At 69.1% G+C, this 25,801-nt stretch carries 23 protein-coding genes and 1 pseudogene; 13 read left to right on the plus strand and 11 right to left on the minus strand.

Translation table 11 applies throughout. From position 1 onward, the window contains the following. Positions 1-3 precede the first annotated feature (3 nt). From DJ010_RS01385 to DJ010_RS01435, 11 genes and pseudogenes are all read left to right on the plus strand, one after another. On the plus strand, positions 4-318 hold the full coding sequence (locus DJ010_RS01385; protein ID WP_109692464.1) for a hypothetical protein: 315 nt from the start codon (positions 4-6) through the stop codon (positions 316-318). Between the two features lie 80 nt (positions 319-398). Beyond that, positions 399-827, plus strand: coding sequence for a MerR family DNA-binding protein (locus DJ010_RS01390; protein ID WP_281271106.1), 429 nt, complete (start codon positions 399-401; stop codon positions 825-827). Positions 828-1,052: 225 nt separating this feature from the next. Continuing rightward, on the plus strand, positions 1,053-2,315 hold the full coding sequence (locus tag DJ010_RS01395) for a tyrosine-type recombinase/integrase (protein WP_146207224.1): 1,263 nt from the start codon (positions 1,053-1,055) through the stop codon (positions 2,313-2,315). Between the two features lie 41 nt (positions 2,316-2,356). Then, positions 2,357-3,331, plus strand: coding sequence for a tyrosine-type recombinase/integrase (locus DJ010_RS01400; RefSeq protein ID WP_245927126.1), 975 nt, complete (start codon positions 2,357-2,359; stop codon positions 3,329-3,331). After that, on the plus strand, positions 3,328-4,317 hold the full coding sequence (locus DJ010_RS01405; RefSeq protein ID WP_109691836.1) for a tyrosine-type recombinase/integrase: 990 nt from the start codon (positions 3,328-3,330) through the stop codon (positions 4,315-4,317). The genes DJ010_RS01400 and DJ010_RS01405 overlap by 4 nt, the downstream gene beginning before the upstream one ends. A gap of 112 nt (positions 4,318-4,429) precedes the next feature. Further along, a pseudogene (locus tag DJ010_RS01410) lies at positions 4,430-5,284 on the plus strand (DUF932 domain-containing protein); the annotation flags it as partial. A gap of 78 nt (positions 5,285-5,362) precedes the next feature. Then, positions 5,363-5,659: a hypothetical protein gene (locus DJ010_RS01415; RefSeq protein ID WP_109691837.1), complete on the plus strand. Its 297-nt coding sequence runs from the start codon at positions 5,363-5,365 to the stop codon at positions 5,657-5,659. Continuing rightward, complete coding sequence (locus DJ010_RS01420; protein WP_109691838.1) at positions 5,656-5,895, plus strand: hypothetical protein; 240 nt, start codon at positions 5,656-5,658, stop codon at positions 5,893-5,895. The genes DJ010_RS01415 and DJ010_RS01420 overlap by 4 nt, the downstream gene beginning before the upstream one ends. Next, positions 5,892-6,191, plus strand: a complete 300-nt coding sequence (locus DJ010_RS01425; protein ID WP_109691839.1) for a hypothetical protein — start codon at positions 5,892-5,894, stop codon at positions 6,189-6,191. Before DJ010_RS01420 ends, DJ010_RS01425 begins: the two co-directional genes overlap by 4 nt. Beyond that, entirely contained in the window at positions 6,188-6,430 is a 243-nt protein-coding gene (locus DJ010_RS01430; RefSeq protein ID WP_010832688.1) for a hypothetical protein, read from the plus strand. The genes DJ010_RS01425 and DJ010_RS01430 overlap by 4 nt, the downstream gene beginning before the upstream one ends. Continuing rightward, on the plus strand, positions 6,427-6,777 hold the full coding sequence (locus tag DJ010_RS01435; protein ID WP_109691840.1) for a hypothetical protein: 351 nt from the start codon (positions 6,427-6,429) through the stop codon (positions 6,775-6,777). Before DJ010_RS01430 ends, DJ010_RS01435 begins: the two co-directional genes overlap by 4 nt. Before the next feature lie 64 nt (positions 6,778-6,841). Here the strand turns inward: DJ010_RS01435 and DJ010_RS01440 are convergent, their stop codons facing one another. Both DJ010_RS01440 and DJ010_RS01445 read right to left on the minus strand, forming a co-directional pair. Then, entirely contained in the window at positions 6,842-7,369 is a 528-nt protein-coding gene (locus DJ010_RS01440; protein WP_109692466.1) for a hypothetical protein, read from the minus strand. Then, complete coding sequence (locus tag DJ010_RS01445) at positions 7,347-7,757, minus strand: hypothetical protein (protein WP_245927128.1); 411 nt, start codon at positions 7,755-7,757, stop codon at positions 7,347-7,349. The genes DJ010_RS01440 and DJ010_RS01445 overlap by 23 nt, the downstream gene beginning before the upstream one ends. Before the next feature lie 299 nt (positions 7,758-8,056). On the opposite strand from DJ010_RS01445, the gene mobF reads away from it, so the two are divergent. Beyond that, complete coding sequence (mobF, locus tag DJ010_RS01450) at positions 8,057-13,966, plus strand: MobF family relaxase (protein ID WP_109692467.1); 5,910 nt, start codon at positions 8,057-8,059, stop codon at positions 13,964-13,966. A gap of 574 nt (positions 13,967-14,540) precedes the next feature. On the opposite strand, the gene DJ010_RS01455 is transcribed toward mobF, so the two are convergent. Further along, a complete protein-coding gene (locus DJ010_RS01455) occupies positions 14,541-15,416 on the minus strand; it encodes a HEPN/Toprim-associated domain-containing protein (RefSeq protein ID WP_109691842.1) in 876 nt (291 codons plus the stop codon). A gap of 115 nt (positions 15,417-15,531) precedes the next feature. On the opposite strand from DJ010_RS01455, the gene DJ010_RS01460 reads away from it, so the two are divergent. Beyond that, entirely contained in the window at positions 15,532-16,815 is a 1,284-nt protein-coding gene (locus DJ010_RS01460) for a hypothetical protein (protein WP_109691843.1), read from the plus strand. A 17-nt stretch (positions 16,816-16,832) separates the two neighbouring features. Here DJ010_RS01460 and DJ010_RS21705 read toward each other — a convergent pair whose 3' ends face one another. From DJ010_RS21705 to DJ010_RS01490, 8 genes are all read right to left on the minus strand, one after another. Then, positions 16,833-17,060: a hypothetical protein gene (locus DJ010_RS21705; protein ID WP_146207225.1), complete on the minus strand. Its 228-nt coding sequence runs from the start codon at positions 17,058-17,060 to the stop codon at positions 16,833-16,835. 295 nt (positions 17,061-17,355) lie between these two features. Further along, a complete protein-coding gene (locus DJ010_RS01465; RefSeq protein WP_109691844.1) occupies positions 17,356-18,840 on the minus strand; it encodes a UvrD-helicase domain-containing protein in 1,485 nt (494 codons plus the stop codon). Next, entirely contained in the window at positions 18,833-20,686 is a 1,854-nt protein-coding gene (locus tag DJ010_RS01470; protein WP_109691845.1) for an ATP-dependent nuclease, read from the minus strand. Before DJ010_RS01470 ends, DJ010_RS01465 begins: the two co-directional genes overlap by 8 nt. Positions 20,687-21,154: 468 nt before the next feature. Further along, positions 21,155-21,355, minus strand: coding sequence for a hypothetical protein (locus DJ010_RS21710; RefSeq protein ID WP_146207226.1), 201 nt, complete (start codon positions 21,353-21,355; stop codon positions 21,155-21,157). A gap of 126 nt (positions 21,356-21,481) precedes the next feature. Then, complete coding sequence (locus tag DJ010_RS01475) at positions 21,482-22,288, minus strand: helix-turn-helix domain-containing protein (RefSeq protein ID WP_158282892.1); 807 nt, start codon at positions 22,286-22,288, stop codon at positions 21,482-21,484. A gap of 719 nt (positions 22,289-23,007) precedes the next feature. After that, the gene (locus DJ010_RS01480) at positions 23,008-23,703 is read right to left on the minus strand and encodes a hypothetical protein (protein ID WP_109691847.1); all 696 of its coding nucleotides are present in this window, start codon (positions 23,701-23,703) and stop codon (positions 23,008-23,010) included. After that, complete coding sequence (locus DJ010_RS01485) at positions 23,700-25,178, minus strand: type IV secretory system conjugative DNA transfer family protein (protein ID WP_109691848.1); 1,479 nt, start codon at positions 25,176-25,178, stop codon at positions 23,700-23,702. Before DJ010_RS01485 ends, DJ010_RS01480 begins: the two co-directional genes overlap by 4 nt. After that, positions 25,175-25,777 (minus strand): hypothetical protein, encoded by a 603-nt coding sequence (locus DJ010_RS01490; protein WP_146207227.1) that lies wholly within the window; start codon positions 25,775-25,777, stop codon positions 25,175-25,177. The genes DJ010_RS01485 and DJ010_RS01490 overlap by 4 nt, the downstream gene beginning before the upstream one ends. Positions 25,778-25,801: the final 24 nt, after the last annotated feature.

A 25,801-nucleotide genomic window follows, 5' to 3' on the forward strand; every position in this document is an offset into this window, starting at 1 on the left:
CCGTTGGCCGCCACCCACAAGCCCAGACCTGACACCAGGAACCACGACGACGCGGCGGACTGCTGGTGCTGCGGCAACTCCTACCAGCCAGCCGAGCTGATCCACCTCGGCGCGCACCCCGAAACGGTCGTCTGCCTCAACTGCGCCACCTACCTCGGCCGCCAGGCCAAGGCCGCGTACGACCAGCGCAACCCCACCCTCCGCGGACGCTTGCGCGACGTCACGCGCGTGGGGCGCGATGGCGTCATCCGACTCCGGCTCCACCAACGCCCGATGCTCGGACGGCTCCTCCGCCGGCTAGACCGACACCTGCCCTGACCCACGCCTGCCCTGACCCACGCCTGCCCTGACCCTCGTGCGCCGCGCCCGCGGACGCGAGCCGCTGAAAACTGCACTGGGTGCCGGCGTTCGGCTCCAGATCGTGCCCTCAACGTCGACGTGCAGGTGGGAAGCGGGATATCTTTCGCCCGCGACGACTCCGAGCGGGGGGCATCAACCCTGTGCGCGCCGGCTACCGGCTCTTCACCGACGACGACATCGCCGTGCTCCGGTTCATCCGCCAGGCCAAGACCCTCGGGCTGACCCTCGCTGAGATCAACGACATCCTCAGCCTGCAACACGGCGGAGCCCAACCCTGCGGCCGAGTGACCCCGCTGCTCGACACCCACATCGACCAGATCGACCGCACCCGGGCCGAGCTCAGGCAACTGCGCCGCGCCCTGCTCACCGCCCGCCGCACCGCCGACCGGGCCCGCCGGTCCGGCGGTGACGCTGTCGTCTGCCGAATCATCGAAACCAGAGAAGCGCCTGACCCGGTGCCGGAGTGAACCCCTGCGTTGCTGGACCCTGAACAACGACGCCGAGCCCGACCAGGGCCACCTCGACGGTCCCTCCCGGGGGCGCCAAGCCAAGCCGTCACAGTGCGGCCAAGCGGGGTTGACACAGCCACGGTCGCCTCGCGGTTGGCACCCAGCGTCGGGTGATCTTGTTGGCATAACGCAGTGCTGCTGATCGCCTTGTTCTTCTCACTGTTTGCAAAGAAGGAGGAGATCATGACGGGTCCTGCGAGGGCGTCGAAGAGAGTCGTGTTGTCCGGGCCGCTGGCCGAGTACGCGCCCGGGCTCGCGGCCAAGCTTGGACGACGCGGCTTCCTGCCGTTGTCGGTGGAGCACCAGTTGCGGCTGCTGGCTCATCTGAGCCGTTGGATGCAGGCCCGCGGCCTGGAGGTCGGCATGCTCACCGACGCTCGGGTTGACGAGTTCCTGGTCGAGCGCCGTGCCACCTACACGGCCTTGTACTCACGGCGAGCGCTCCGCCCGCTGTTGGAGCACCTGGGCGGGCTGGGCGTGCTTCCGGTCGAGGAGCCGCCACCGGCGACGCCGACCGACCTTGCGGTCGCGGGGTTCGAACAGTATCTGCTGACCGAGCGAGGTCTGTTGCCGAAGACGGCGGCGGCACAGGCGGCGCGGATCCGCCGGTTCCTCACCGGCTACTGCCCTGCGGGCGGGGTCGGGCAGCTGACCACGGTTGAGGTCACCCAGGCGTTGCGGGACGAGGGCAGGGACCATGCGGTGTCGTCGGTGAAGCGGCTGGGCTACACGATCAAGACGTTCCTGCGCTACGCGTTCCTGACCGGGCTGATCGACCGCGACCTGACCGGCGCGACCGTGCCGGTGAAGTCTCACCAGCCCTCGCTGCTGCCGATCGGGATCAGCCGGGAGCAGACCGCCGCGCTGCTGGCCGCGTGCGACCGCGACACCGTGGTGGGCCGCCGCGACTATGCCGTAATCCTGCTACTGGCAAGGCTCGGGCTGCGGGCCATCGAGGTCGCGCGGTTGCAGCTGACCGACATCGACTGGCACCACGGCGAGATCATCGTGCGCGGCAAGAGTCACCGCGATGAAGGCATGCCACTGCCAGCCGAGGTCGGCCAAGCCCTGGTCGACTACCTGATGAGGTCGCGACCCACCGACGCACCCGAGCTGCGCACCGTGTTCGTCGCGGCACGTGCCCCACGACGACGGATGGACCGGGTCACGGTCTCCTCGATGATCGCCCGGACCTGCCAACGCGCCGGGATCGAACCCGTCGGGGCGCACCTGCTGCGGCACTCCCTGGGTGAGGACATGATCCGCGCCGAAGTCCCGCTGCCCGCGATCGCGCAGGTGCTGCGCCACCACGACCCGCTGACCACCGCCAACTACGCCCGCGTCGACGTCGAACGGTTACGTAGCCTCGCGGTCCCCTGGCCGACCTCAGCGTCCTCGACGATCTCGACGACCTCGACGGCCTGGCCGACGGGTGGTGCGCGATGAGTCCCGCAGGCACTGGCGCGGCCGCGACGGTGAGCGAAAGCTTGGCCGAGACCTGGTCCGGTCGCGTCGGGGGCTATCTGAAGTTGCGGCGTTCGCTGGGGTTCGACCTGGCCTGGCACGAGCACCTGCTGCGACAGTTCACCACCGACCTGACGGCATCGGGGATCGCCGTGCTCACAGTCGCCGACGCGGTCGCATGGGCCGGGGCGCTCCCAGCCGGGCAGACCCATCGTCCGGTGACTCGCGCGACGGTGCGATTGACCGCTATCCGGGGGTTCGCCACCTACCTGCACTCCCTGGACCCGGTCCACGAGGTCCCGCCCCGTGACGTGTTCGGGTGGCGCAAGACCCGTCCCGCGCCCTACATCTACACGTCCGAGGAGATCGATGCGCTGCTCGCCGCCTGCACGGGCCTGATCCGCTACGACCGCCGCAATCTCTACCCGGTGCTGTTCGGGTTGATCGCGGCCACCGGCCTGCGGCTCGGCGAGGCCCTGGGACTGGGCCGGGACGAGGTCGACCTCACCGACGGGATCTTGACCATCACCCGTGGCAAGTCGCGCGACCCCAGACTGGTGCCGCTGCACCCGACCGCCACCGACGCGTTGCGCGACTACGCCGACCGGATCGCCCCGACCCGCCTAAACGGCCAGGTGAGCCAAACCGGCGGCGGCGGGGCGAGGTTCTTCACGCTGCCCGGTGGTGCGCCGCTGCCGCCGTGCAACGTGCACCACGCCTTCCGACAGGTCACCACCTCCGCCGGGCTGCGGACCGAGCAGGTCAGGCCGCGGATCCACGACCTGCGGCACACCTTCGCGGTCAACACACTGCTGGGCTGGTATCGCGACGGCCTCGACGTCGCCGCCAGGATGCCGGTGCTGTCGACCTACCTGGGACACACCCACCCGGCCAACACCTACTGGTATCTGACCGCAACCCCCGAGCTCATGGCGCATGCCGCCGGTCGACTCGCCACCAGCCAGGGTGGAGACCTGGAAGGGGTGAGTGCGTCGTGAGCAGCCTCGCGCCCCTGCTCCAGGCGTTCTTCACCGACCGGCTGATGACCCAACGCCGGGCCAGCCCCCACACCATCGCTGCCTACCGCGACGCCTTCCGGCTGCTACTGGACTACGTCACCGTCCAGACCGGTACCACACCGTCGGCGTTGCAGATCAGCGACCTGGACGCACCCTGTATCAGCGGGTTCTTGACCCACCTCCACCACGTCCGCGGCAACAGCGTCCGCACCCGCAACGCCCGGCTCGCGGCCATCCACTCCCTGTTCGGCTACGCCGCGCTACGGCACCCCGAACACGCCGCAGTGATCCAGCGCGTCTTGGCGATCCCGACCGCCCGAATCGAACGCAACCTGGTCACCTACCTCGACCACGCCGAAGCCGACGCCCTGCTCGCCGCCTGCGACCAGACCACCAGGACCGGACGGCGGGACCATGCCATGTTCGCCCTGGCAATCCAGACCGGACTGCGGATCAGCGAGCTGACCGGCCTGACGATCGCCGATGTCCACCTCGGTAACGGACCCCACGTCCACTGCATCGGCAAAGGCCGCAAAGAACGGCGCACCCCACTCCTGCCAGCCACCGTCAGGGTGCTCAAGGCATGGATCAGCGAACGAGCAGGCGACGCCAACGACCCACTGTTCGCGACCTCAACCGGACGACCGCTCAGCCGCGATGCGGTCGAACGCCGCATCCTCCTGGCAACCACCCGAGCCAGGGCGGCCCGTCCCTCGCTGCGTGGCAAGCACGTCACCGCCCACACCCTGCGGCACACCGCCGCGATGCGACTGCTCCACGCCGGAGTCGACACCACCGTCATCGCGCTCTGGCTCGGTCACGAACAGATCGCCACGACCAACATCTACCTGCACGCCGACATGACCATCAAGGAGAACGCGATCGCGAAGATCACCCCGCAAGACGCCGCCGCTGGCCGCTACCAGCCGCCCGACCCGGTACTCGCCTTCCTCGCCAGCCTCTGACTATGCCGACACCCGACTCCCGAGCACCGCCGGCGAACCAGGCCAGATCGGCATAACCAGCACCTCGGCATAACAGCCGCTATGCCGACGTCGGCATAGCGGCTGGGACGTCCGCAAGTTGCCGCTCACCACCGCCGAGGTCAACGAGGGCGGCGTCACCCCGATCGAGGTCCCCGGCTTCGCCACGGTGCGCACCAACCCGTTCACCGGAGCGCCCGAGGCGCTCGGCGTCGTCGGCGGCGGCTACACCCCGCTGCAGAACGAGGACCACGCCGAGTTCCTGAACCTGCTGGCCGACGAGTCGGGCGCGATCTTCGACACCGCCGGGTCGCTGCGCGGCGGACGGCAGGTGTTCATCACCATGCAGCTGCCGGACTCGCTCACGGTCGGCGGCACCGACCGCGTCGACCTCAACATCGCCGCGCTCAACAGCCACGACGGCTCAAGCGCGTTCCGCATCCTCGTCACCCCGGTCCGCGTCGTGTGTGCGAACACCCAGAGCGCGGCCCTGCGCAACCACGAGTCGTCGTTCTCGATCCGGCACACCCGCAACGCCAAGGCCGCCGTGCAGGCCGCCCGCGACGCGCTCGGGCTGACGTTCACCTACGTCGACGCGTTCCAGGTCGAGGCCGAGCGGCTGATCCAGCAGACCATGACCGACGCCGCGTTCGATGCCCTGATCGACGCCACGTTCGGCAAGGCCGAGGCCAACGCCACCAAGCGAGTCCGCGAGACCGAGCGCCGCCGCCGCTCCCGGCTGCACTGGCTGTTCGCCGACGCCGAGACGCAGGCCGGCATCCGCGACACCGCGTGGGCCGGCTACCAGGCCGTGGCCGAGTACGTCGACCACTACGCCCCGGTCCGCACCAAGGGCGACGAGCACACCGCCCGCGCCACGCGCGTGCTCACCAGCGACGACCCCGACCGGACCAAGCGCCGCGCCTGGACCGCACTCGCCCCGGCCTGACCATCTCGCCAGTTCCTCCGGTGGCGGGCTGTGAGACCCCGAGTCCGGCCCGCCACCGGCCCAACCGACGGAGGAGCCATGACCGACACGACCACCCACGCCAGCGCCGCCCCGACGACGCCCGACAGCACGCCCGTGGAGTGGCACACCGCAGACGCCGACGACCGCTGGCCGGGTCGCTGGACCGCGCACACCGCCAGCGTCCACGCCCATGGGCGCACGTACCTGATCCGGATCACGCCCGGCGACCACGCGACCTACCTCGCCTCGGGGTTCTACGCCGACATCGACGGCGGCTACGGGCAGCACTGGGCGATCAACACCCGCACGCTCGACGAGGCCAAGCGCCGCGCAGTCGAGGACGTCCTGCGATGAGCCAGCCGACCGCCACGCCAGCCGACGTCGAGGCCAGCGCCGCCAAGGACCGGCACACCCTCAGCGAGACGGCCTGCGACCTGATCGTCATCGAGCACCGGCTGCGCGACGTACGCCGCTGGACCCCCGAGACCGCCCGCGCCCACCTGGACGCGGCCCTGTCCAGCGTCGCCACGGCGCTGGACGCCCTGCACGCCGAGCACACCCACCGCACCACCGAACAGGAGCAGTCATGACCAACGACGCAGCTTCAACCACGACGGTGATCAGCGAGCGCGACCAGCGCCGCATCCGAGCCGCCATGTCCGCGATGCCCTACGCCGCCACCGAGCGGGTGCCCAAGCCGTGGGTCGCCATGGGCGATGCCGTCGACGCCGATGCCGTCGTGGCCTTCCTCCACGGGCTCGCGGAAGTCCTGGGCGAGGTCGCCGCCGAGAACGACAAGCACCGGCGCCGACTGTTCTCCCTCGGTGCCGACGTGGAGGCGTTCCGCCGCCTCATCGGCACCGCGCCCGCCGAGGTGACCCCATGAGCGCGCACATCGAGTGGCTGGCCGCTCGCGAGACCAGCGTCCAGGTGTTCACCCCCGGCGAGGACTGGGTGGGTGCCGGTGAGCATCGTCAGCCGGTCCTCACCCTCGCCGGTGACGACGTGGTGGCGATCCAGGGCACGCCCGCCGAGTTGCGGGCGCTGGCCGCCCGGATCACCGCCGTGGCGACCGCCGCATCCGGGCGGCTCGACCTCGCCGCCCGGGAGGACCAGCCCGCATGAGCGACGACGCCACCCTGCGCGCTCTGGAGACACGCGCCACCCCCGGCCCCTGGACTCCCGACGGTGACAAGATCCGCGCCACCGCCGCCGACGCCCTGCTGCCCGACAACATCCTCGTGGCCTACTACACCGGGCACGACCACCGGCTTGGCCTCAAGACCACCGGCCATGCCGCCGACGTCGAGTTCATCGCCGCCGCCCGTGACGCGCTCCCCGACCGTCTCGACCGACTCGACCGCATCCGCGATCTTCACGCCAAGTGGGGCGAGCAGTCGCCTGAGGACGCTGACGGCTACCTCGACCTGTGGGAGACGCTCGGTCGCCTCCTCGACGGCGAGCCCGCCTGACCCTCAGCCAGCAGGCCGCCCGTAGCGCTGTCCGCTGCGGGCGGCCTGCTGCGTCCGCCCCACCTCACCAGAGCGTCAGTTGCTCGCCCAGCAGCTCCTGGAGCCGCGCGAGGTCGTCGGCCACCAGCTGCGGGTCCTCGCGCGCCAGGTCGCGCAGTTCCCGCGCCCGCCGTCGCGGCCCACGCGGATCGGCCAGCGGGCTGTACGGCAACCGCCGCTGCACCGACCACTCCCGGCGGTTCTGCGCCGCGCTCGACACCACGACGTGATCCGGTGCGATCCGCTGACACAGCGGGTTGTGACACCGATGCCCGAGCAGCCGCGCCTCCGCGAGCGCGTCCACCCCGTTCATCACCGCGAACGCGAACCGGTGCGCGATGATCACCCGCCCTGGCGCGTACCAGAACCGGCCATGCCCGCCGCCGTCCGTGCGCTCACGATCGGACCGACCGGCAACCGCGCCGGTCCACCACAGGCACTCGCTCCCCGGCACCGTGGCGACCTTCGCCCGGTACCGCGCGAGCACAGCCGGATCGGTGATCGCGGCCGCGACCGCCGCGAGGCCGGCATCATCCAGCCGACGAACCGGCACCCGCTCCCCCACTCCCAGCGGCCGCCAGCGCCGCATCGTCGCCGCCCTGCGCGCCGTCACGGTCGCTGTCCTGCTCGCCGTCGTCGCCTGCCTGCGGCTCACCGGCGAGCCGCCGCAGTCGCGTCGCCTCGCGCACGGTGATCGTCTCGCCGCACCACTCGACGGCCTCGCCCAGGGACAGGCCCTCGCGCTCGGTCAACTCCCGCAGCGCCTGACCCGCGCGCTTCTCGGTCTCGGCCACCGCCGCGTCGCGCTCACCGATCGCGACCATGACCCGCTCGGCCAGGTCGATTACCCGGCGCTCCCGCTCCTCGCGCTCGCGCCGCCGCTTCTCGGCCATCTCCCGCGCCGTACGCCGTGCCTGCTGCTTGATCGTCTGCTGACTCATCCGGTCCTCACTCGTGTCGACATGGACTCTGACAGTCACCTACGACATTTCCCGGACCCCGAGCGATCACCGAACCGCAGAAACCTTCAAACCCGCTCCCTCGACCCGTTCAGCCCACCCGATCCGAACCCGACGCCCCAGCCGTCACCCACGCCCCTCAGCGTCCCCCCAGATTTCCGCGACCGACCAAGTGCCACACACCTCTTGCATTCTCGGTTCGCCGAATAGAAAGAACAGAGCAGAAATCCGGTCGAAAATGATCGCCTGCCGCGCACGTGCGCACGTAGGTGACCGTGACGATGAGCCTCCACAAGCTGACGGCGGGGTCGGGGTACGACTACCTGACCCGCCAGGTCGCAGCGATGGACGCCACCGACAAGGGCCACACAGGCCTGGCGAGCTACTACACCGAGAAGGGCGAGACCCCCGGCGTGTGGGTCGGCTCGGGCATGGAGGGCATCGAGGGACTCGATGCCGGCGACATCGTCACCGCCGACCACATGCAGAGCCTGTTCGGCTCCGGGCACCACCCGCTGGCCACCCAGCGAACCAAGGAACTGGACCTGCGGATCGGCCGCGACGACGCCGAGCGGCCGACCGATGCGGACTACAAGACCGCGGTCCGGCTCGGCACCCCGTACAAGGTCTACGACAACGACATCAGCCCGTTCCGGATCGAGGTCGCCAAGCGATTCAGTGAATGGAATGAGGCCGCTGGTCACCCCGGCGACTACCCCGTCCCCGCGGCAGAGCGCGCCAGAATCCGCACCGAGGTGGGCCGTGAGTTCTTCCGCGCCGAGCACGGCCGCGAGCCGGTCGACGCCCGCGAGCTGGCGGCCACGATCGCCAAGCACTCCCGGTCCAAGACCAACGCCGTCGCCGGCTACGACCTGACCTTCTCCCCGGTCAAGAGCGTCTCGGTTTTGTGGGCGATCTCCGACCCGAAGACCGCCGCGGTGATCGAGCGGGCCCACCAGGCGGCGATCAAGGACGCGCTGGACTTCGTCGAGTCCAAGGCACTGTTCACTCGCCGGGGCACCAACGGCGTCCGCCAGGTCGACGTCCGCGGCCTGGTCGCCACGGCGTTCACCCACCGCGACTCCCGCGCCGGAGACCCTGACTTGCATACGCACGTCGCCGTGGCCAACAAAGTCCAGACCCTCGACGGCAAGTGGCTGGCCATCGACGGCCGGCCGCTGCACAAGGCGGTCGTCTCGGCCTCGGAGACCTACAACACCGCGCTCGAGCGGCACCTGGTCGACGCCCTCGGCGTCCGGTTCGAGGAGCGCCCGAACGAGGACGCCCGCAAGCGGCCGGTGCGTGAGATCGTCGGCGTCGACCCCGAGCTGAATCGCCGGTTCTCCAAGCGCCGGATCAACGTCGAGGACCGCCGCAAGGTCCTCGCGGCGGCGTTCCAGGCCACCCACGGGCGGCCCCCGACGCCCGTAGAGACCATCCAGCTGTCCCAGCAGGCGACGCTGGAGACCCGCGAGGCCAAGCACGAGCCCCGCTCGCTGGCCGAGCAGCGCGAGGCCTGGAACCGCGAGGCGGTCGAGGTGCTCGGCACCTCGCAGCGGGTCAAGCAGATGGTGCACGGCGCACTCAACCCGAAGGGCGCGGCCCGCTCCCTGGCCGACTCGGCCTGGTTCGCCAAGACCACCGACAGCATCGTGGCCACGATGGAAGGCAGCCGGAGCACGTGGCAGTACTGGCACGTCTACGCCGAGGCCCAGCGGCAGGTCCGGGCCGCCAACGTGCCCACCAACCAGGTCTCCCAGGTGGTCGATCTGCTGGTCAGCGAGGTCCTCGACGGCCACTCGGTGAGCATGGCCCGCCCCTGGGGCACCATCAGCGAGCCGGTCGAGCTGCGCCGCGCAGACGGGTCCTCGGTCTACACCCAGGCCGGGGCCGACCTGTTCACCTCGAGCAAGGTGCTGGCCGCCGAACAGCGCCTGGTCGCCGCCGCCGGCCGCCATGACGGGTACGCCGTCGAGGCGTCCTCGGTCGACCTGGCGCTTCTGGAGTCGACCGCCAACGGCATCACCCTCAACGCCGGGCAGGCCACGCTGGTGCGGGAGATGGCCACTTCCGGCGCCCGGCTCCAGTTGGCGATCGCCCCCGCCGGATCGGGCAAGACCACCGCGATGCGAGCCCTGGCCAGCGCGTGGACCGACGGCGGCGGCACCATCATCGGCCTCGCTCCCTCGGCGGCGGCCGCGGAAGCCCTGCGCTCCCAGATCGACACCCAGACCGACACCCTGGCCAAGCTCACGCACTCCCTCGAGCAGGCCCGGCAGACCGGTGCCGCGATGCCGGACTGGGTGGCCGGCATCGACTCCTCGACGCTCGTCGTGATCGACGAGGCGGGCATGGCCGACACCCTCTCCCTGGACTCCGCGGTCTCCTACATCCTCGAGCGCGGCGGCAGCGTCCGCCTGATCGGTGACGACCAGCAGCTCTCCGCGATCGGCGCTGGCGGCGTGCTGCGCGACATCCGAGCCACCCACGGCGCGCTCCAGCTGACCGAGCTCGTCCGGTTCAAGGACCCCGCCGAGGGCGCAGCGTCGCTGGCCCTGCGCGAGGGCAAGAGCGAGGCGCTCGGCTTCTACCTCGACCGCGACCGGGTCCACGTCGGCGACCTGGCGACCATGACCGAGGAGGTCTTCGCCGCCTGGCAGGCCGACCGAGCCGCCGGCCAGGACTCGATCATGCTCGCCCCGACCCGCGACCTGGTCAGCGAGCTGAACCAGCAGGCCCGCGCTCACCGTTTGGAAGGCATCGACCCGGCCGACGTCGCCAGCAGTGGCCCAGTGCGGCGGCTCGCCGACGGCAACGAGGCGTCGATCGGCGAGCTGATCATCACCCGCGAGAACGACCGCCGGCTGCGTACCTCGGCCACCGACTGGGTGAAGAACGGCGACCGCTGGACCGTCCTGGAGATCCACGACGGCGGCGACCTGACCGTCCAGCACACCCAGCACGGCCGCACCGTGCGACTGCCGAGCGACTATGTCGCCAAGGCCACCGATCTCGGCTACGCGTGCACCGTGCACACCGCCCAGGGCGTCACCGCCGACACGATGCACGGCCTGGCCACCGGCACCGAGTCGCGCCAGCAGCTCTACACGATGATGACCCGCGGCGCGACCGCCAACCACGTCTACCTCGAGGTCGTCGGCGACGGCGACCCGCACTCGGTGATCCACCCGACCCTGGTCCGGCCGCTCACCCCCACCGACATCCTCGAACAGGTGCTGGCCCGCGACGACGCGCAGCTGTCCGCGACCAGCCTGATCCGCGAGCAGGCCGACCCGGCCACCCGGCTCGGTGAGGCAGCCCAGCGCTACCTCGACAGCCTCTACGTCGCAGCCGAGGACCTGCTGCGCCACGAGCCCGCCACCGGCGTCGACGGCACCACGGTCAACATGGTCGACGCGCTGGATACCGCCGTCGAGACGCTGGCTCCCGGGTTGTCGGATGAGGCCGCCTGGCCCACCCTGCGCGCCCACCTGCTGCTGCTCGGCGCGGCCGGCGAGAACCCCGTCGAAGCCCTCCGGGCCGCCGCCGGTGACCGGGAGCTGGAGAGCGCACGCGACCGGGCCGCGGTCCTGGACTGGCGCCTCGACGCCTCCGGGCTGCGCAACGCGGGCGCCGGTCCGCTCCCGTGGATGCCCGGGATCCCGGCGCGTCTGGCCGAGGACCCGCACTGGGGTGCCTACCTCTCCCAGCGGGCGCACCTGGTCGAGCAGCTCGCTGAGCAGGTCCACACCCGCGCCGCCGAGCAGGCCGCGCTGCCGGTGTGGGCGCAGAACGGCATCCGCCCCGAGGCCGCCACGGTGGCCGACGTCGAGGTCTGGCGGGCAGCCATGCAGGTCCCCGGCGACGACCGGCGACCGACCGGTGCACCGCAGCTGCAGAAGGCGTCGGCGACGTGGCAGCGGCGCCTCAACCGGGCCGTCACCGGTGACCACACGCCGGCGCTCAAGGAATGGCGTCAGCTGCTCTACTCGCTCGCCCCGCAGGTCCGCGACGACGAGTTCACCCCGCTCCTGGCCGAGCGGCTGGCCGCGATGTCGCGTGCCGGCGTCACGGCCCACAAGCTGCTGCGCACCGCCGCCGCGCCTGATCACCCGGCGGGCGCGCTGCCCGACGAGCTCGCCGCGGCCGCGCTCTGGTGGCGCATGGCCCGGCACCTCACACCCGCGGTCGCCGCCCAGATCGGCGACGGCTCCCACGGAGAGAGCGTCACCACCGACTGGGCGCCTCGGCTCGCGGACCTGTTTGGTCCCGAGCGGGCCGCGAGCATTCAGGCCAGCACCTGGTGGCCGGCGCTGGTCTCCAACGTCGACCACGGCCTGCAGCGCGGCTGGCAGGTCGAGGCCCTGCTGGGCGCCGGCCGGGCGCTGCCGAGCGACGGCTGGGAGGGCGTCGACGAGTGCCAGGCACTGGTCTGGCAGACCTCGATCGCGCTAGAGACCGCTCCCGACGAGCACGCGCACGAGTACCACTTCGAGGAGCCGCCGGCGGACCTGTGGGAGGGCATCGAGCCGGAGGAGGCGATGTTCGTCGACCAGTCCGACGACATCCCGTGGCCGCTTGCTGAGGACCCCGGCATGGACCTCGAGCCCTCCGTCGACCTGGTCGACGAGCACCAGGTCGACGCGCTCGTGGAGGCCCTGGTCGACGTCGACGAGGACCAGTACATCGAGAGCGACCTGACGCTGGCCGCCTACATCCGCGACCTCGGCGGCACCCGGCTGGAGCCCACCGACACCGACATCCGGCTCATGTACCAGCGCGCCGACGAGTGGCACTCTTCCCCCGTCACGCGTGAGCGCATGGTCGAGATCAACGAGCTCACGCAGACCTTCTTCGAGTCCCGGTTCACCGACTCGTGGGGCCGCGACTACCTCACCGGCCGGTTCGGCGTCGACCTCGCCGGCGACGAGCGGTTCCGCCCCGGCCAGGCTCCGGTCGGCTGGACCAACCTGGTCGACCACCTCCGCGGCCGCGGCGTCAGCGACGCCGAGATGCTCGCCACCGGAGTCGCTGTAGAGGCCAGCACCGGCCGCCTCATCGACCGGTTCCGCGACCGCGTGATGTTCCCGGTGATCTACCAGGGCGAGGTGCTCGGCTTCGTCGGCCGCCGACGCCCCGACCTCACCGACGACGACAAGGCCGGACCGAAGTACCTCAATACCGCCGACACCCCGCTGTTCCACAAGGGCGCGCAGCTGTTCGGTGTCGTCAACGAAGTGCTCGCCGAGGGCGCCGTCCCGGTCATCGTCGAGGGCCCGATGGACGCGGTCGCCGTCACGATCGCCAGCGCCGGCCTTTACCTCGGCGTGGCGCCGCTCGGCACGTCCCTGACCGAGGAGCAGGCCGCGCAGTTGGCCGCCGTCGGACGCGACCCGATCGTGGCCACCGACGCCGACCTGGCGGGCCAGGTCGCGGCCGAGCGCGACTTCTGGATGCTCACCCTGCACGGCATGGACCCCGGCTACGCCCGGTTCCCCGACGGACTCGACCCCGCCGACCTGCTCGCTAAGCGCGGCCCGGCCGCGCTCACCGCTGCGGTGGCCAGCGGCCAACCCGCCTTCCGGTCCCTGGGCGACCAGCTCCTCACCGAACGCCTCGATAACCTCGGCGCCGAGCAGGCACGGGTGGCCGCCATGCGGGTCCTCTCGGCCCGTCCCAGCCGGGCCTGGGAGCCGGGCGTCACCCAGGTGCGGGCACGGCTGCAGCTCTCCCATCTGCAAGCCCGCCGGGACCTGAGGGACGCGGTCAAGACGTGGGACGCCGACCCGCGGAAGGCGGCCCTGGCCGAGCTGCACAAGAGCAGCGAGGTCCGCGCCCGACTCGCGGCCGCGGCCAACAAGACGCCCGCCGAGCGGTGGGCACCGCTGGCCCGCGAGCTCGACCCCCGCCTGCTCGACCAAGGCGATTGGCCGGCCACCGCAGCGATGCTGCAGCGGGCCCACGAGCACGGTCACGACGTCGGCGCCTCCACCCGCGCGATCGTCGCCGAGACACCCCTGGGCAACAGCCCCGCACGCGACCTGCGCTACCGGATCGTCTCCCTTCTGGGGATGCCGATCGACGCGACCTCGCCTCTCGACATTCCCGCGATCCGCCAATCCCAGGGAGCGCACTATCCCTGGTCAAGTCCGACCATGGATCGTCGTATCCCACCGACCGGTCGGCGATGAGTCGGGCTCCGAAGCCACGGCGAACCGGCGAACCAGAATGACGCGGGCCGGGTGCGGAGTTCGCGCAGGGGAACAGCGCACCGTGATGGGGAATTCCCCAATCTCGGGTGCGAACACCCTCGCGCCCGTTCAGTATTGGCTGCTGCGCTCGCCGATGTTCATATGGCTGTACTGCGAAACCAGGTGGCCGCATCTCGTATCCGAAGGGCCAGGCGGCCCGGGATCACCTGCTCGCCGCGGGTGCGGCACCAGGCGGTCGCCCGCGACGATCTCGAAGTTGGACCCGGGCTTCGCCTCGGCGGGCTCGTCCGGACGGGGGGCATTCGGGCCGAGGGCGGCTGCGCGGTCCTCGGCATCGGACCGGATCGGGTGCAGCTGCGACAGTCCCGGTCAGCGCGACTGTCGTGAGTCGATGGCCGTCGAGCTGGGCCCGCCCGAGTTCACGCAGGTTGCTCCTGGCGTGTGGGCGGTGTTGCTGGTCGTGGGTTCGGTGCACGAGATCCTAGAGGCTGGCACCGTTTCGTTTGCGGCCGCCTCTGATGGCAGCGCCAGCGGATCTGCGGGGACTCGCGAGTTAGGCCAAGCCAAGGCCAGGAGGCGGAAGTTGTTTGACGATGTCGAGGAGGAGCTCGGTGCTTTCTCGAAGCTCTTCGTCAGGGAGGGTGTTGTGGGTGTTCTCGGGGTGATGGATCTTGTGGCGCACTGCGACGGGGAGCGTGAGGGTCTCTTGGGTCGGACTGCCGCCGGGGTACGACCGCGTGTACGGCGTCGCTTTCGGGAGACCCTGGGCGTGCAGCCAATTGTCGAACGCTTTCAGCCCGTCGATGCCGACGTGATCCTGAATACGGCCGCACAGCAGGGTGTGGTTGTTGATGTACGTCTGTCGGTCGATGTCCTTGAGGTCCTCGAGCGTGACCCATCCGCTGTCGATGAGGTCTTGGGTCTGCCACCTCACCGGCAGTTGCAGGTTGTCTTGCCGGTCGCACAACGTGCGGAGGGTGATTGAGAAGTCCAGGCCGTAGATGAAGTCTTCGAGCACGTACTTGTCGCGCTGGGTCGTTGCGAGCCGATCGATGACGAAGTCTCTGAAGTCCCAGATGTAGGGCTTCAGGTCGTCGGAGGTGAGCGTTGCGAACTCGATGCCGGTCATCGTGTCGTGAAACTCGTCGTAGGTGATCTGCAGGTCGTCGTCGGTGCGTTGCCACCGGTGCACATAGGTCTCGAACTTCGCTCTGGTCTCCGCGTATGAGTATCCGAGGTGGCACAGGCGGAAACGGACGTCGGCCAGCGACGCTTCGTACCCGGGCTGGAGCCGGACTCCGCTTACGTACTCGGTCGGTACGTTCGCTTCGCTTCCGGGCGGAAACAGCCAGTAGTGGCTCTTCCAGTACCTGTTCTTGCCGTAGTCGATGTTGATGTCGTTGAGACTCAGCATGATCTGCGTTCCCACGGAACGATCTTGGCAGCCGGCACCTGTTGGCCCCTACGGAAATTCGCGACCAGGCGCCGCCGACGTCTCTGTAACTCGTTCGGTCAGAGATGGGCCGTCACCGTAGTTTGCGTAGGTGGACATCACATCGCTGCAGCCGGACGAGGAGACCCAACGCATCCTCGGCCACATCCTCGCCGAGTTCGCGCCCGACGACCCCGAACGGCCGTGGAAGAACGGCGAGCTCCTGTCCCCGGTGCAGGAAGGAGACTTTCCTGTACCTGAGCTGGCGCGCGCCGCCCTGGTCTGGGCTGGATTCGTGAATCAGCGCGGCTGGGATGAGAAGACGGCATGGCGAGTCGGCGGCAGGTTCAGGGACACGAACGTGTCGTTCGCTTCGACGAAGTTCGGACTCAGGGTGATGGTCGAGACGGATCGACAACTCACACCGACCGAGAACCAGCCGTTCACACCGCCTCCTGGGGTGATCGCATCCAAGCGGGTCGATCTGAGCAGCGACCCAGACCTCGCCGCACTCGTCGCCGATTTCACCACCGCGGTCCGGAAGGCGGCTCAGGTGTTCGGATCCAGGGTGCTGAACGACCTGGTGCAGAGCCAGGTCGAGTCAGGCAACGTCACATTGGTGAACCAGAACGGCCGGCTCCGCGGCGCTTACAACTTCTTCCGGTGGCAAGGCCAGGCTCTGATCGACGGCCACGGAGACGCAGACATCCGCCAAGAAATGATCGACATCTCCATCCGCGCCGCCGGCGGGGACCCCGAGGACAACCACTACTTCCTACCCTTCTTCAACCCGGTGAACGTGGGCTACTGCCTGACCGCGATGGCGTCGGCCTACTTCTCCTGGCTGGAACACGTCCTCGTCCTGGCGCTGCCATTCACCCCACATTGGGACCCGGTAGAGAAGCCGGTGACCAAGGCAATTGGCGACCCGTGGTCGGACAAATGGCGCTACGTCCTTCGCGACGCGATGGCTGCCCCTAACGGCGACGCGAAGAAGACCTTCGACCTACTCAGCGACGCTGCGGAGCAGTTCAGGAATCTCGACGCTCACGGCGGGTTCGGAAAGAAGGAACAGTCGCTGCTCGTGCACTCGCCGATGGGTGCGATCCCGGCACGGTTGGCGGAGGGCGCGAGCGCAATCAAGGCGACCGTCATCTCGGAGGCGCCGAGCACGTTCCCGGAAGCGTGCGAGGTGTTCGATGCAGTGGACAAGTTTCTGCGCACCGGACCGCTCTCGGATGCGTTCGTGTGGATCGAGGGCGGCCTGCAGGTGGCGTTCCATGCTGAGCATCGCGAACGGATGCGGGAGGCGATCGCTCAAGGCTCGGAGGCGTTCCTTGAAGAGGTGGAGCGGTTCGCCGAGCTCGAGGACCGGATCAGCAACTTCGAGTACTGAGGACCCGGTTGGTCGGGTCAGCTGAGGCGGCGGCGCGGCGTGGCCTGGTGGCCGACGTGCCATGCACAGGCACCAGACGGCAGGTGGCAGAACGGGCACTTGTAGGCGTTGAACCTGACGCCGGCCTTCTTGGTCAGCGCTACAGCCGTAGCGATGGCCGCCTCCTTCGCGTATGCGACCTTCGAGCCGCATGCGAGTGCACGACGCTTCTTGCCGCGTCCGCGTCGTGACTTCGAGGTAGCCATGAACGGACCGTAGCCACGAGGTCCGACAGTTAGCGTCAGCGATTCAGGTGCTCGTACAGCTCGCGCGTGCGAACGAGGATGTGCGGGGTCGGCTCGGATTGGCCGGAAACACCTCCGCGGACACTCACGGCGACAAGTTCAGCTCCGCTGTCGAGGATCGAGGCCCAGCGTTTCGCCTGCGCTTTCGGACGTACCCGCCGTACTGCGCGCGTTCGGCGCATGGATGGCGATCGCCGCGTCCCGGAACCCCGGCGCGGGCATCCGTGTGCGGCTCTGTGTCACGCAGGTGGGCGTTCTACTTCTTCGGGCCGTTCGGCGATGGCTTGAGCTCGATCTCGTCCTTGGTGCCCAGGATGGTGATCGTTTTGCGCGCCCGGGTGAGTGCGACGTAAAGGTCATGGACTTCGGTGTGGTCGGCGATGTCGGCGATGACGACGTGGTCGAACTCGAGCCCCTTCACCAGGAGGGTCCGTGAGATCACGCGGTTCCGGTTCCGCCTGCCGGTGTGCCGAACATTCTCCCGCGCCTTCGCCAATTCGTCTAGCAGTACGGACTTGTCGTCGCCCGCCGCAACGGCGCCTCGGATCGCGGCCTGGATGTCGAGCCAGGCCTCGGAGGAGTGCAGGGCCAAGCCCCTGGAGGTCAGGAGCTGGTCCATGCCCAGGACCAGGTTGGCGAGCGTCGGTTCAGCGACCAGTCGGTCGAACGCTGCCAACGCAGGTTCGAAGCCCGCACGAGTCAGGCCCGCGGAGCTCCGGTTCTCGACGTACCGCTTCCTGACAGTGTTCTTGTCGAGTCCAGCGTGCCCGCAGGCACAGGCCTTCATCAGATCGAACAGCCAGAGCGCATACGCGTCTGGCTCTGCTGCGACGAGGGCCTCCAGGGCCTTGACCATGAAGTTGCCGGCGACCTCCTCCATCATCTTGAACGAGCCCCCGAGCCTTCCGGCGAGGGTTCTCGCGCTTGAGGCGCGCGCGGTGATGATCAGGACCGACTCGCTCTTCGGTCGGTCCCGGCGGGCCTCGCTGAAGATCGCCGGATAGTCACCGACGGTGTTCCGAAACGTCACCCCGTCCGGGAACTTCACGCCAGCGAACTTCAGCGATCTCGGGTGCATCGCCTTCCGGACGGTCCCGTGCAGCCAGGCACCCAGTGCCTGGTTGTGGTCATCCCAGCGGCGCGGCTGCGGGTCGATCAGATGGTCGGGAAACTCGGTCAGCACTTCTCTCTCCCAGTCGGGAAGCTGCTCCTTGAACCCGAAGATCGCTTGGAGGGGGTCGCCAAGCACGCCCACCTGAGACACCGCCGCCTTGATCGAAAGGACGAACGCGTGCTGACCCTCGCTGCAGTCCTGGTACTCGTCGACCAAGACGTGCGTGTACGACGCAGCGAGAACCTTCCGGATGTGCTCGGATGTCGCCACAGCAGTCGCCCCCGCCACGTACAGGGTCGCGTCATCCATGTCCGGAGTAGCTGGCACACGGACTCCGCCGAGGGTCGGGTAGGGCCGAGCCATCGCGATCGCGAAGCTCGTGATCGTGGAGACCTGGCACTGCGCTGTGGAGACCCCGAACCGTTTCAGCCTCCCCCGGATCGCATGCAGCCCTGCGTGGGTGTGCGTGAGGACCAGGACCTTGGCACCGGCGTCGGCGAGGACCCGGGCGGTGGCAGCGAGCAGGTGGGTCTTGCCCGCGCCCGCAGGCATCGTGACGGACGCGGGGAGAGTTGCGATGAAGCCTTCTGCATCGGCTCGCAGGGCGTCGGAAAGTTCGTCAGGCACCAGGAGTTTCCTCCACCTCGCTCGGCTCCTCGACTTCGGTCGCACCCACCGTGGCTTCCTCCAGCGACGGTGTCTCGACGGCCTCGGCGGCCGGCGGACGCGCGTAGATGGCCTCGCGCAGCTCTTCCACGACCTGAGCAACCGGTCCGGTCTGCAGCGCTGGCGTGTCGAGAATGAACTCGCCGAGGCGACGTCCCTTGTGGATCTGCTTGAACCACTTCGCCTTGCTCGCGGTCAAGGAGACAATCCCGCGAGCCTGTTCCACGTCGATCCCGGCGTTCGTCCAGGTGGTCACGTCGATCGGATCGACGGCCGCTGCCTCATCCCTCTTGGGTCCGCCACGAGCGATGAGCTGGTCAGCGAAGACCGTCGGCGCAGTGTCCGGGTCATCGTGCACCTCGACCGCGGCCTGGATCAGGGCGCTCAGACCGGCTGCGTCCAACTGGGAGCAGACAGCTTCCTCGGTGCAAACGTCGCCTGCCCACCGAGCAACGACGCCGCCCTTTGCCTCGACGCCGGGCAGCAACGCGTTCGTGTTGGCGTCGTCGCTGTCTACGAACAACACGACGTCATACTCGACCTCGAGGAGCTCGGTCGCCCACTTGACGGACCCGGTGCCGCCGTCGCCCTCGATCGCGACGACGCCGAGCGCGGCGCTTGAGACGAAGCCCTCGCTGGTGTCGGTGTTCCACGTGTCCGTGAAGTGCAGGACCATCCCGTACTCGGTCTTGCCCTCATTCACGACCACGCGGCGGGAGAGGAACGCTTCCGGGCTCGACTTGATCACCGCGCGCAAGCTGAGCGGATCACCGAGAGACCGCACGTCCGTCGCTCCGCTTGTGCACCGCACCATCACCAGATCCTCGGGATCGAGGTGCTGCAACGCGGTCGGAGAATGGGTGGTGACGAACACCTGGGAGAACGCGTCCTTGTTCCGCAGGTAGGTCAGCAGGTGCACCAGCCGATGCGGTTCGAGCCCGTACTCGACTTCATCAACCAGCAGGACACTGGCCCCTCCGTTCGCGAGCTGTTGGGTAGCGGCGCCTGCAAGCCGCCGGGTGCCTAGCCCGAAGTTCATCAGCGGGATGTCGCCGTCGAACAGCGCCAGGTTGCCCTGGGCGTTGGTCAGGGACACGTCGAGGCCAGGCTTCAGGTCGGCGAACTCGGCGCTACCAATTTGCTGGACCGTGCTCTGAACCTCCTTGGCCAATTCCTTGAGGCCCGGGGAGACGGCCTCCGCTGCGGCGACGCGGGCCGCCCTGTTCGCGGCGGTCAAGGTCTCCTTGGTGTCTTCGCGCCGACTGGTTAGCTTGCCGAGCGCCGACATCCGGGACCAGCGCAGGTGTGCATCGACTCGTTCGTCGATGCGGAACGCCGTGATGCGGGCCCGATGCTTGGCACGGATCGACGGCGGGTCACCGTCGTCCTCTCCGTCATCGGCCGGTGGCCGGAACGCCTGCCAAATTGGCTCAAGGTCCGCATCGACTAGGAGCTCAACGATCACGCACGACTCATGGTCTTCGTCAGGCTCGTGGACCCAGTTGCCGTCGGCGTCGATGCCGGCCAGAAACGCCCCGAAGGCGTCGAGGGCGAGCAGTTCGTCCGGTAGTTCGGCGACCGCGACGCGGATCCGGATCGGCTCGCTGATGTCGCCGCCGTGGAAGTCGGTGTCCTGGAAAGTGACCGTCGTTCGGTCGGTCAGCGCTCGTTCGACCGCCGTCAGAATGGTGGACTTGGTCGAGTCGCCTGGTCCGATCAGCGTGAAGAAGGTGTGCTCGGTCGGCAGCCGCCACGATGCGCTGTCGATGCCTCGGAAGTGCTCGATGTCCAGCCGGCGAATCCGCATGGTCCCTCATCCTCGATGTGACCCCCGGGGAGAAGTAAATCAGCCTGCCCGGCAATGCCAGCGGTTCAGCATCAGACCGTGGCGGGAGCGGGAGCGGGTCAGCTGTGGGTCACAGTTCTTGGTGCGGAAGCTGGTGCAGTTCGGCCCAGTTGGTGGCTGGGGTTGGCCTTGCCCGCCGCCAACTCGTCGGCGATGTGCTGCCGAACGTTGTCGAACCGCACGACGTAGGTGCTCTCGCTGCTCTCGTCAGGCTTCTGGCCTTCGACCAGGGCCCACTCGTACGGGCCGTGATTGTAGAGGAACGTAGAGCGTGTTGTTGTTGTCGGACACGTCGAGGACCGTAACTGACGGCCTACCCGGCTCCCCTCACAGGTTGCTCGTTTGTGTTTATCGAGATACTCGACAAAGAGCCCGTCGCAGGCGTCTCAAGGGGTCAGAAGTCCGTTCACGCGTTCGCCGTGTTGATCGTCAGCGCGGTCGTCGCACAGCCCGGACGAGCTTCAACAGGTCCTTGCGTCGCGCTGCCGGGAGGCACACGAACAGGACCACGAAGGCCGTCTGGGTGGCGAGGACCATCGCAACGATCAGCACCAGCGCATGCGCAGCTGCGTCAGAAGCAGCTGCGCTGGCTACCGCGGTGAGCGGAGCGAGCGCGGTGGAGATCCTCATGATGCGTTTCCCCTTGAATTGAAGAAGGCCCGCGGTCAGCGGGCCTGGTGTTTCTCTTCGGTTGTGGGTGTGCGGGTCTGTGGTGGACAGGGGTCTCCTACGGAGGTCTCATCGGGCCTCCGTTCTTCAGTGCCGCTTGCGGCGCGCGGCCGCGTGGACGTCAGCGACGCTGACGAGAGTGCGTCGGGGTGTGCTGGTTGGATGCGGGGTGATGTGACCGCGTCGGATCCAGGACCGGATGGTCGCGGGCGCGAGCCCGAGCATCACTGCGGCCTCGGTGATGGTGACGAGGGACTCGGGCGTGACCTTGTTCAGGCGGTCGAGGTCGGTGGCGTGAAGCCCGCGGGGACGTGACGGTGGCCAGCTCTGAGAACTCGCTTTGCCCGACTCGTTCCGACGTGCGCTGATGTCGGCCCAGGCATCCATGACTTCGTTGCGAGCGAAGACGTGCGACGGCCCTTCTTTCCCTTCCGGGGTGAGGTACCCCCGGGCGACCCACTGGCGCACAGTCGCGGGCTTCACGTCGTAGTACCGGGCGACGTCTCGGGTGGACCAGATCGGCTCGTACTTGAGGTCGGCTGTCGGGTCATTGCCCCACCCGTGATCGTCCTCCTCATAGGGAGGTTCGAATGACACCGGGCGTGGACCGGGGCGCCGTCGCAGCCGTCCGCGACGCCCGGAGAACGGGTTGCCGCCTAGGCGTGAAGCCGCAGGGGGTGCCGGGCTGGGCCGGGGCCGGGGCCGGGGCTCGGCGTGCCAGTAGTAGTCGCTGAATTTCCGCGTCGGTGCCGGCGGATCAGACTGGATGGCGCGCAAGGCCATCTCGGGGATCGTTGCGAGGTGGGAGGTCACGTACTTGTCGTACGGCTCGATCAGAGCGAGGAGTTCCGCGGTCGTGATCCGTAGGCTCTCTGCGAGCTCCCAGACCCTCATTGACCCACCGTATCTGCGTGACGGTGCAACGATCAGCACAACAGGACCGGTCGGGTACATGGGCGGTGAACGCAAGAAGCCCCGACGTGATGTTCGTCGAGGTCTCGTTCGGGCGCACTTCTTCCGCCACGTAGATGGTGACAGCCGGTGGCGTCGGGGGCAAACCGCCACGCCGACGCCGGCTGCAACCACAAAGGCCTCAGCTTCTAGCTGAGACCTCGTCGGGGCGCACCTGTCCCGTCATCACTATCTTTCACGACTCGCGGCCCGAGGGCCGGGATGATCGCTGGCTCCGCGTGTCGCCCGGCGCTCAACCCGCTCGCGGTAAGCAGCGGCGAGGGGTTCGAGCTCCTCGATGAAGTACAGCGGCGTCGGTCGTCCCCGACCTCGGATGATGCCCATCGGGACGATGTGTCCGCGGTGGCGCCATAGGTCGATCGCCGAGCGCGGAACGCCCAGCTTCTCCGCCGCTTCCACAGGCGTCAGGCCGGTGCGGGGACGCTCGATCATCGGGCTGCTCCGCCCCGCGCTAACTGCGGCCATCTTCACCCGACATCAGGACACCCTACGCCCGGACGGCGGGAGCACGCGGCCTAGCCAACGCACGCCGAACCAGCTCGCATCGGCACCTGGCGGCCTGGTGGAAAACACTGGGGGTCGGTCTAGTACAACTCCCTAGCGAGTTGGGTCTGGTCGCGCGACGTTCCGCGATTGCCGCATCAGATTCGGGGACCCTTCTCGGTTCGGGTGCGCGGCTGCGAGCCGAGCGGGTCGTCCTTAATCTCGCCGGTGTCTAGGTCGACCTCGACCAGGCGCGGTCGACTGACCGGTTCGGGCTGCTCGTAGGCCCGTCCGGTGACGGGCAGCGCGTCGACGTCGTGGGCGAAGGCGTTCTCACGCCGCTGGGTGCTGGCATCGCCCAGGTGCTCGTTGTGTCGCGGCTTGGCGGGCCAGCTCTTGTGCTCGTCGTCGCAATGCGCCCGTAGCCGGTTGCGCATGCGGTCGGTGAAGGCGGGCAGGCAGTAGCGGTGCCACTCCTCGAGCGCGTCGCTGGTCATGGCGAGCCCGGCACGGCGGCGCTGATCGGCCAGCACCGCGATCTCGTGGACCAGGTGCGGGTGCAGTGGCCAGCAGCTGGGGATCAGCCCGGGGACGTCCCAGGTGTATTCGCGGTTGAGCCAGATCACGACGTCCTCGAACCACTCCCACAGCTGATGTCGGAGCTCGGGGTCGGGGCACGTCGCCGGCTCCCAGGGCCGGGGCAGCAGGGCGTGGTTGCCCAGGGCCTTCTTCTGCTCCTCGGTGCCGTTGATGGCGATGTGGAGCTCGCGGTAGGCCAGCCGGACCTGCTCCCCGGGCACGGGGAACGGGAACACCATCGGGCTCGCGGCCCGTCGGGCCTGTTCGGTCGTCACAGCTCACTCCTTGTCGATTCGGTCTCGTCGTCGACGAAGCCGAGGCGGCGTGCCTCAACGAGGGCGGCGGTCGCCCGTGCCTCGGGGGTGATGACCATGCGGCGGTCGTTGGTGAGCCGTGCGCGCAGTGCCCGCTGGTCAGCCAGGAGCCGCTCGCCGGCCTTGGCCTCCACGCAGCGGTGCAGCTTGGCGATGATCGGCTTGCCGTTCTCGGCGATCACCAGGGCCCGCCGCTCGGGGAGCTGGCGGACCTCCTCGGGCCGCATGATGGGGATGTCGTCGCCGGAGAAGTTGCGGCTACCGCCGTTGAACCCGCCGGTGGAGTGCGTGACGCGGCCGATGCGGACGGTTCCGAGCAGGTCGGAGATCTCCTGGTTGAACACGACGTCCTTGGAGCCGCCGAACATCACCAGGGTGTTGGTGAGGCCGAGCAACGCCCGGGCCTCGTGCTCGCCGAAGATGCTGGTCAGCTGGGGCCGGGTCTGGGCGGCCCAGATGAAGGACAGTCCGAGGGCGCGCTCGTTGGCCATCCGGGTGCGCAGGGTCGGAAGCGGTGCGGTCGAGGGCAGCTCGTCGAGCACCGAGACCAGTGGCGGGCACAGCCGGCCTCCCCACGGTGAGTTGTTGGCCAGCAGCAGCCCGGTGTCCAGGACGTGCTCGGCCACCGCGGTCATCAGCGGGCTGGCCGAGGCGTAGGGGTCTTCGCGGCCCAGGAGGTAGATAGTGCCGCGTCGACGGATCACGTCGGCCAGGTCGGTGGCCGGGTGCCCGTGGCTGGGCACGCAGCGGCAGCGGATGTCGGCCTGGAAGAACAGGGACACCGCCTGCTGCACCGTGGTGATCGTGTTGCCGGCGGTGCGGTCGTCGCCGTTGAGCGCCCCGTGCAGCAGGCCGTGCCAGAAGGGCTCGGCGTGCGGGTGGCGGCGCAGGATCTCCATCGGCTGGGTGGCCGCGGTCGGGTTCGCGACCCACTGCAGGACGTCCTCGAGGGTCTTGCCGGTCAGGGCCGCGGCGTGGAAGTAGCCCTGCAGCACCTTCGCCGACTCCGCGGCGTAGAACCGGGCAGCATCGTCCCCCGTTCCGCCGGTGATCGCACCCTTGACGGTGCCGGCGGTGAAGGCCTTGGCTCGCCGCTCGGCGACCTTGGGGTCCACACAGCCGGCGATCGGGTCCCAGATCAGCTCGTCGACGACGCCCTCGGCCAGCCCGAACGGGTCGAGGACCACGCACGGCCGGTCGTCGCGGGAGCGTTCGGTGAGGCTGAGCAGCAGGTCCTCGACCTTCGTCAGGGTGACCAGGGCAGCGCCCGGGGCACTGAGCAGCGCCGGCGTGAGCAGGTCGAGGGTCTTGCCTGAGCCCTGCGGGCCGATGACGCCGGCGGTGCGGTCCCACGGCACCCACAGCTCGCCGCCACGCGGCTCGTGCGCGTCCCCGATGCGCCAGCCCACGTCCCACGGGTTGAACCTCAGCTTCATCGCTCCTCCTTCGTCCGGCGGCCGTTCAGGAGCCGCGGGCTGAGCCCGTGGCCGAGCTGCGGCCCGGTTTGCTCGGTGAGGTCGCCGGCGGTGCGCTGAACGGGTGCCGCCGTGGCGGTGGCGTGCTTGCCGTAGAGGTCGGGCCGGACGATGCCGGCGACCTTTCGCAGCCGAGTGACGCCGAGGATCTTCTCGGCTTCTGCGGCGGTAGCCATGCCGCGCATGCGTCCCGGGCCCCAGCGCTGGTAGGCCCAGACGCCGACCCAAATGGTGGCGGTCAGCAGCGCGACCTCGGTCATCGCGAGGCTGACCCACACCAGGCCGCGGCCAGCCAGGCCGTCCGGTGTCGGTGTGGGCAGGCCGGCGTCGGCGTGCCCGCCGAGCACGCCGGGAAGACTGGTCCAGAAGGCGGTGCCGATCGGTGAGGGGAACGGGCCGGCGTTGGCGTCGGGCCAGGTCCAGCCGGCGCCGGCGAGCAGGTTCGCGACGGAGCGGCCGAGCTGGATGCCGATGACGATGACGAACAGGGCCGCCAGGGCCACGGCTACAGGGATCTCCCAGGTCCAGGGGTAGGGGTCGCGTCGTCGTTCTCGCTGCATTGGATTCCGCCTCGTGGTCGAAGT

The sequence above is a fragment of the Nocardioides silvaticus genome (genome assembly GCF_003160695.1).
GTDB lineage: Bacteria > Actinomycetota > Actinomycetes > Propionibacteriales > Nocardioidaceae > Nocardioides > Nocardioides silvaticus.

What these genes read in the sequence shown, in the direction of transcription:
- DJ010_RS01420 (WP_109691838.1), top strand. Translation starts at nt 5,656, where the DNA reads ATGAGCCAGCCGACCGCCACGCCAGCCGACGTCGAGGCCAGCGCCGCC.
- DJ010_RS01425 (WP_109691839.1), top strand. Translation starts at nt 5,892, where the DNA reads ATGACCAACGACGCAGCTTCAACCACGACGGTGATCAGCGAGCGCGAC.
- DJ010_RS01490 (WP_146207227.1), bottom strand. Translation starts at nt 25,777, where the DNA reads ATGCAGCGAGAACGACGACGCGACCCCTACCCCTGGACCTGGGAGATC.
- DJ010_RS01445 (WP_245927128.1), bottom strand. Translation starts at nt 7,757, where the DNA reads ATGAGTCAGCAGACGATCAAGCAGCAGGCACGGCGTACGGCGCGGGAG.
- DJ010_RS01435 (WP_109691840.1), top strand. Translation starts at nt 6,427, where the DNA reads ATGAGCGACGACGCCACCCTGCGCGCTCTGGAGACACGCGCCACCCCC.
- DJ010_RS21710 (WP_146207226.1), bottom strand. Translation starts at nt 21,355, where the DNA reads ATGAGGATCTCCACCGCGCTCGCTCCGCTCACCGCGGTAGCCAGCGCA.
- DJ010_RS01395 (WP_146207224.1), top strand. Translation starts at nt 1,053, where the DNA reads ATGACGGGTCCTGCGAGGGCGTCGAAGAGAGTCGTGTTGTCCGGGCCG.
- DJ010_RS01430 (WP_010832688.1), top strand. Translation starts at nt 6,188, where the DNA reads ATGAGCGCGCACATCGAGTGGCTGGCCGCTCGCGAGACCAGCGTCCAG.
- DJ010_RS01485 (WP_109691848.1), bottom strand. Translation starts at nt 25,178, where the DNA reads ATGAAGCTGAGGTTCAACCCGTGGGACGTGGGCTGGCGCATCGGGGAC.
- DJ010_RS01470 (WP_109691845.1), bottom strand. Translation starts at nt 20,686, where the DNA reads ATGCGGATTCGCCGGCTGGACATCGAGCACTTCCGAGGCATCGACAGC.
- DJ010_RS01475 (WP_158282892.1), bottom strand. Translation starts at nt 22,288, where the DNA reads ATGAGGGTCTGGGAGCTCGCAGAGAGCCTACGGATCACGACCGCGGAA.
- mobF (WP_109692467.1), top strand. Translation starts at nt 8,057, where the DNA reads ATGAGCCTCCACAAGCTGACGGCGGGGTCGGGGTACGACTACCTGACC.
- DJ010_RS01415 (WP_109691837.1), top strand. Translation starts at nt 5,363, where the DNA reads ATGACCGACACGACCACCCACGCCAGCGCCGCCCCGACGACGCCCGAC.
- DJ010_RS21705 (WP_146207225.1), bottom strand. Translation starts at nt 17,060, where the DNA reads ATGGCTACCTCGAAGTCACGACGCGGACGCGGCAAGAAGCGTCGTGCA.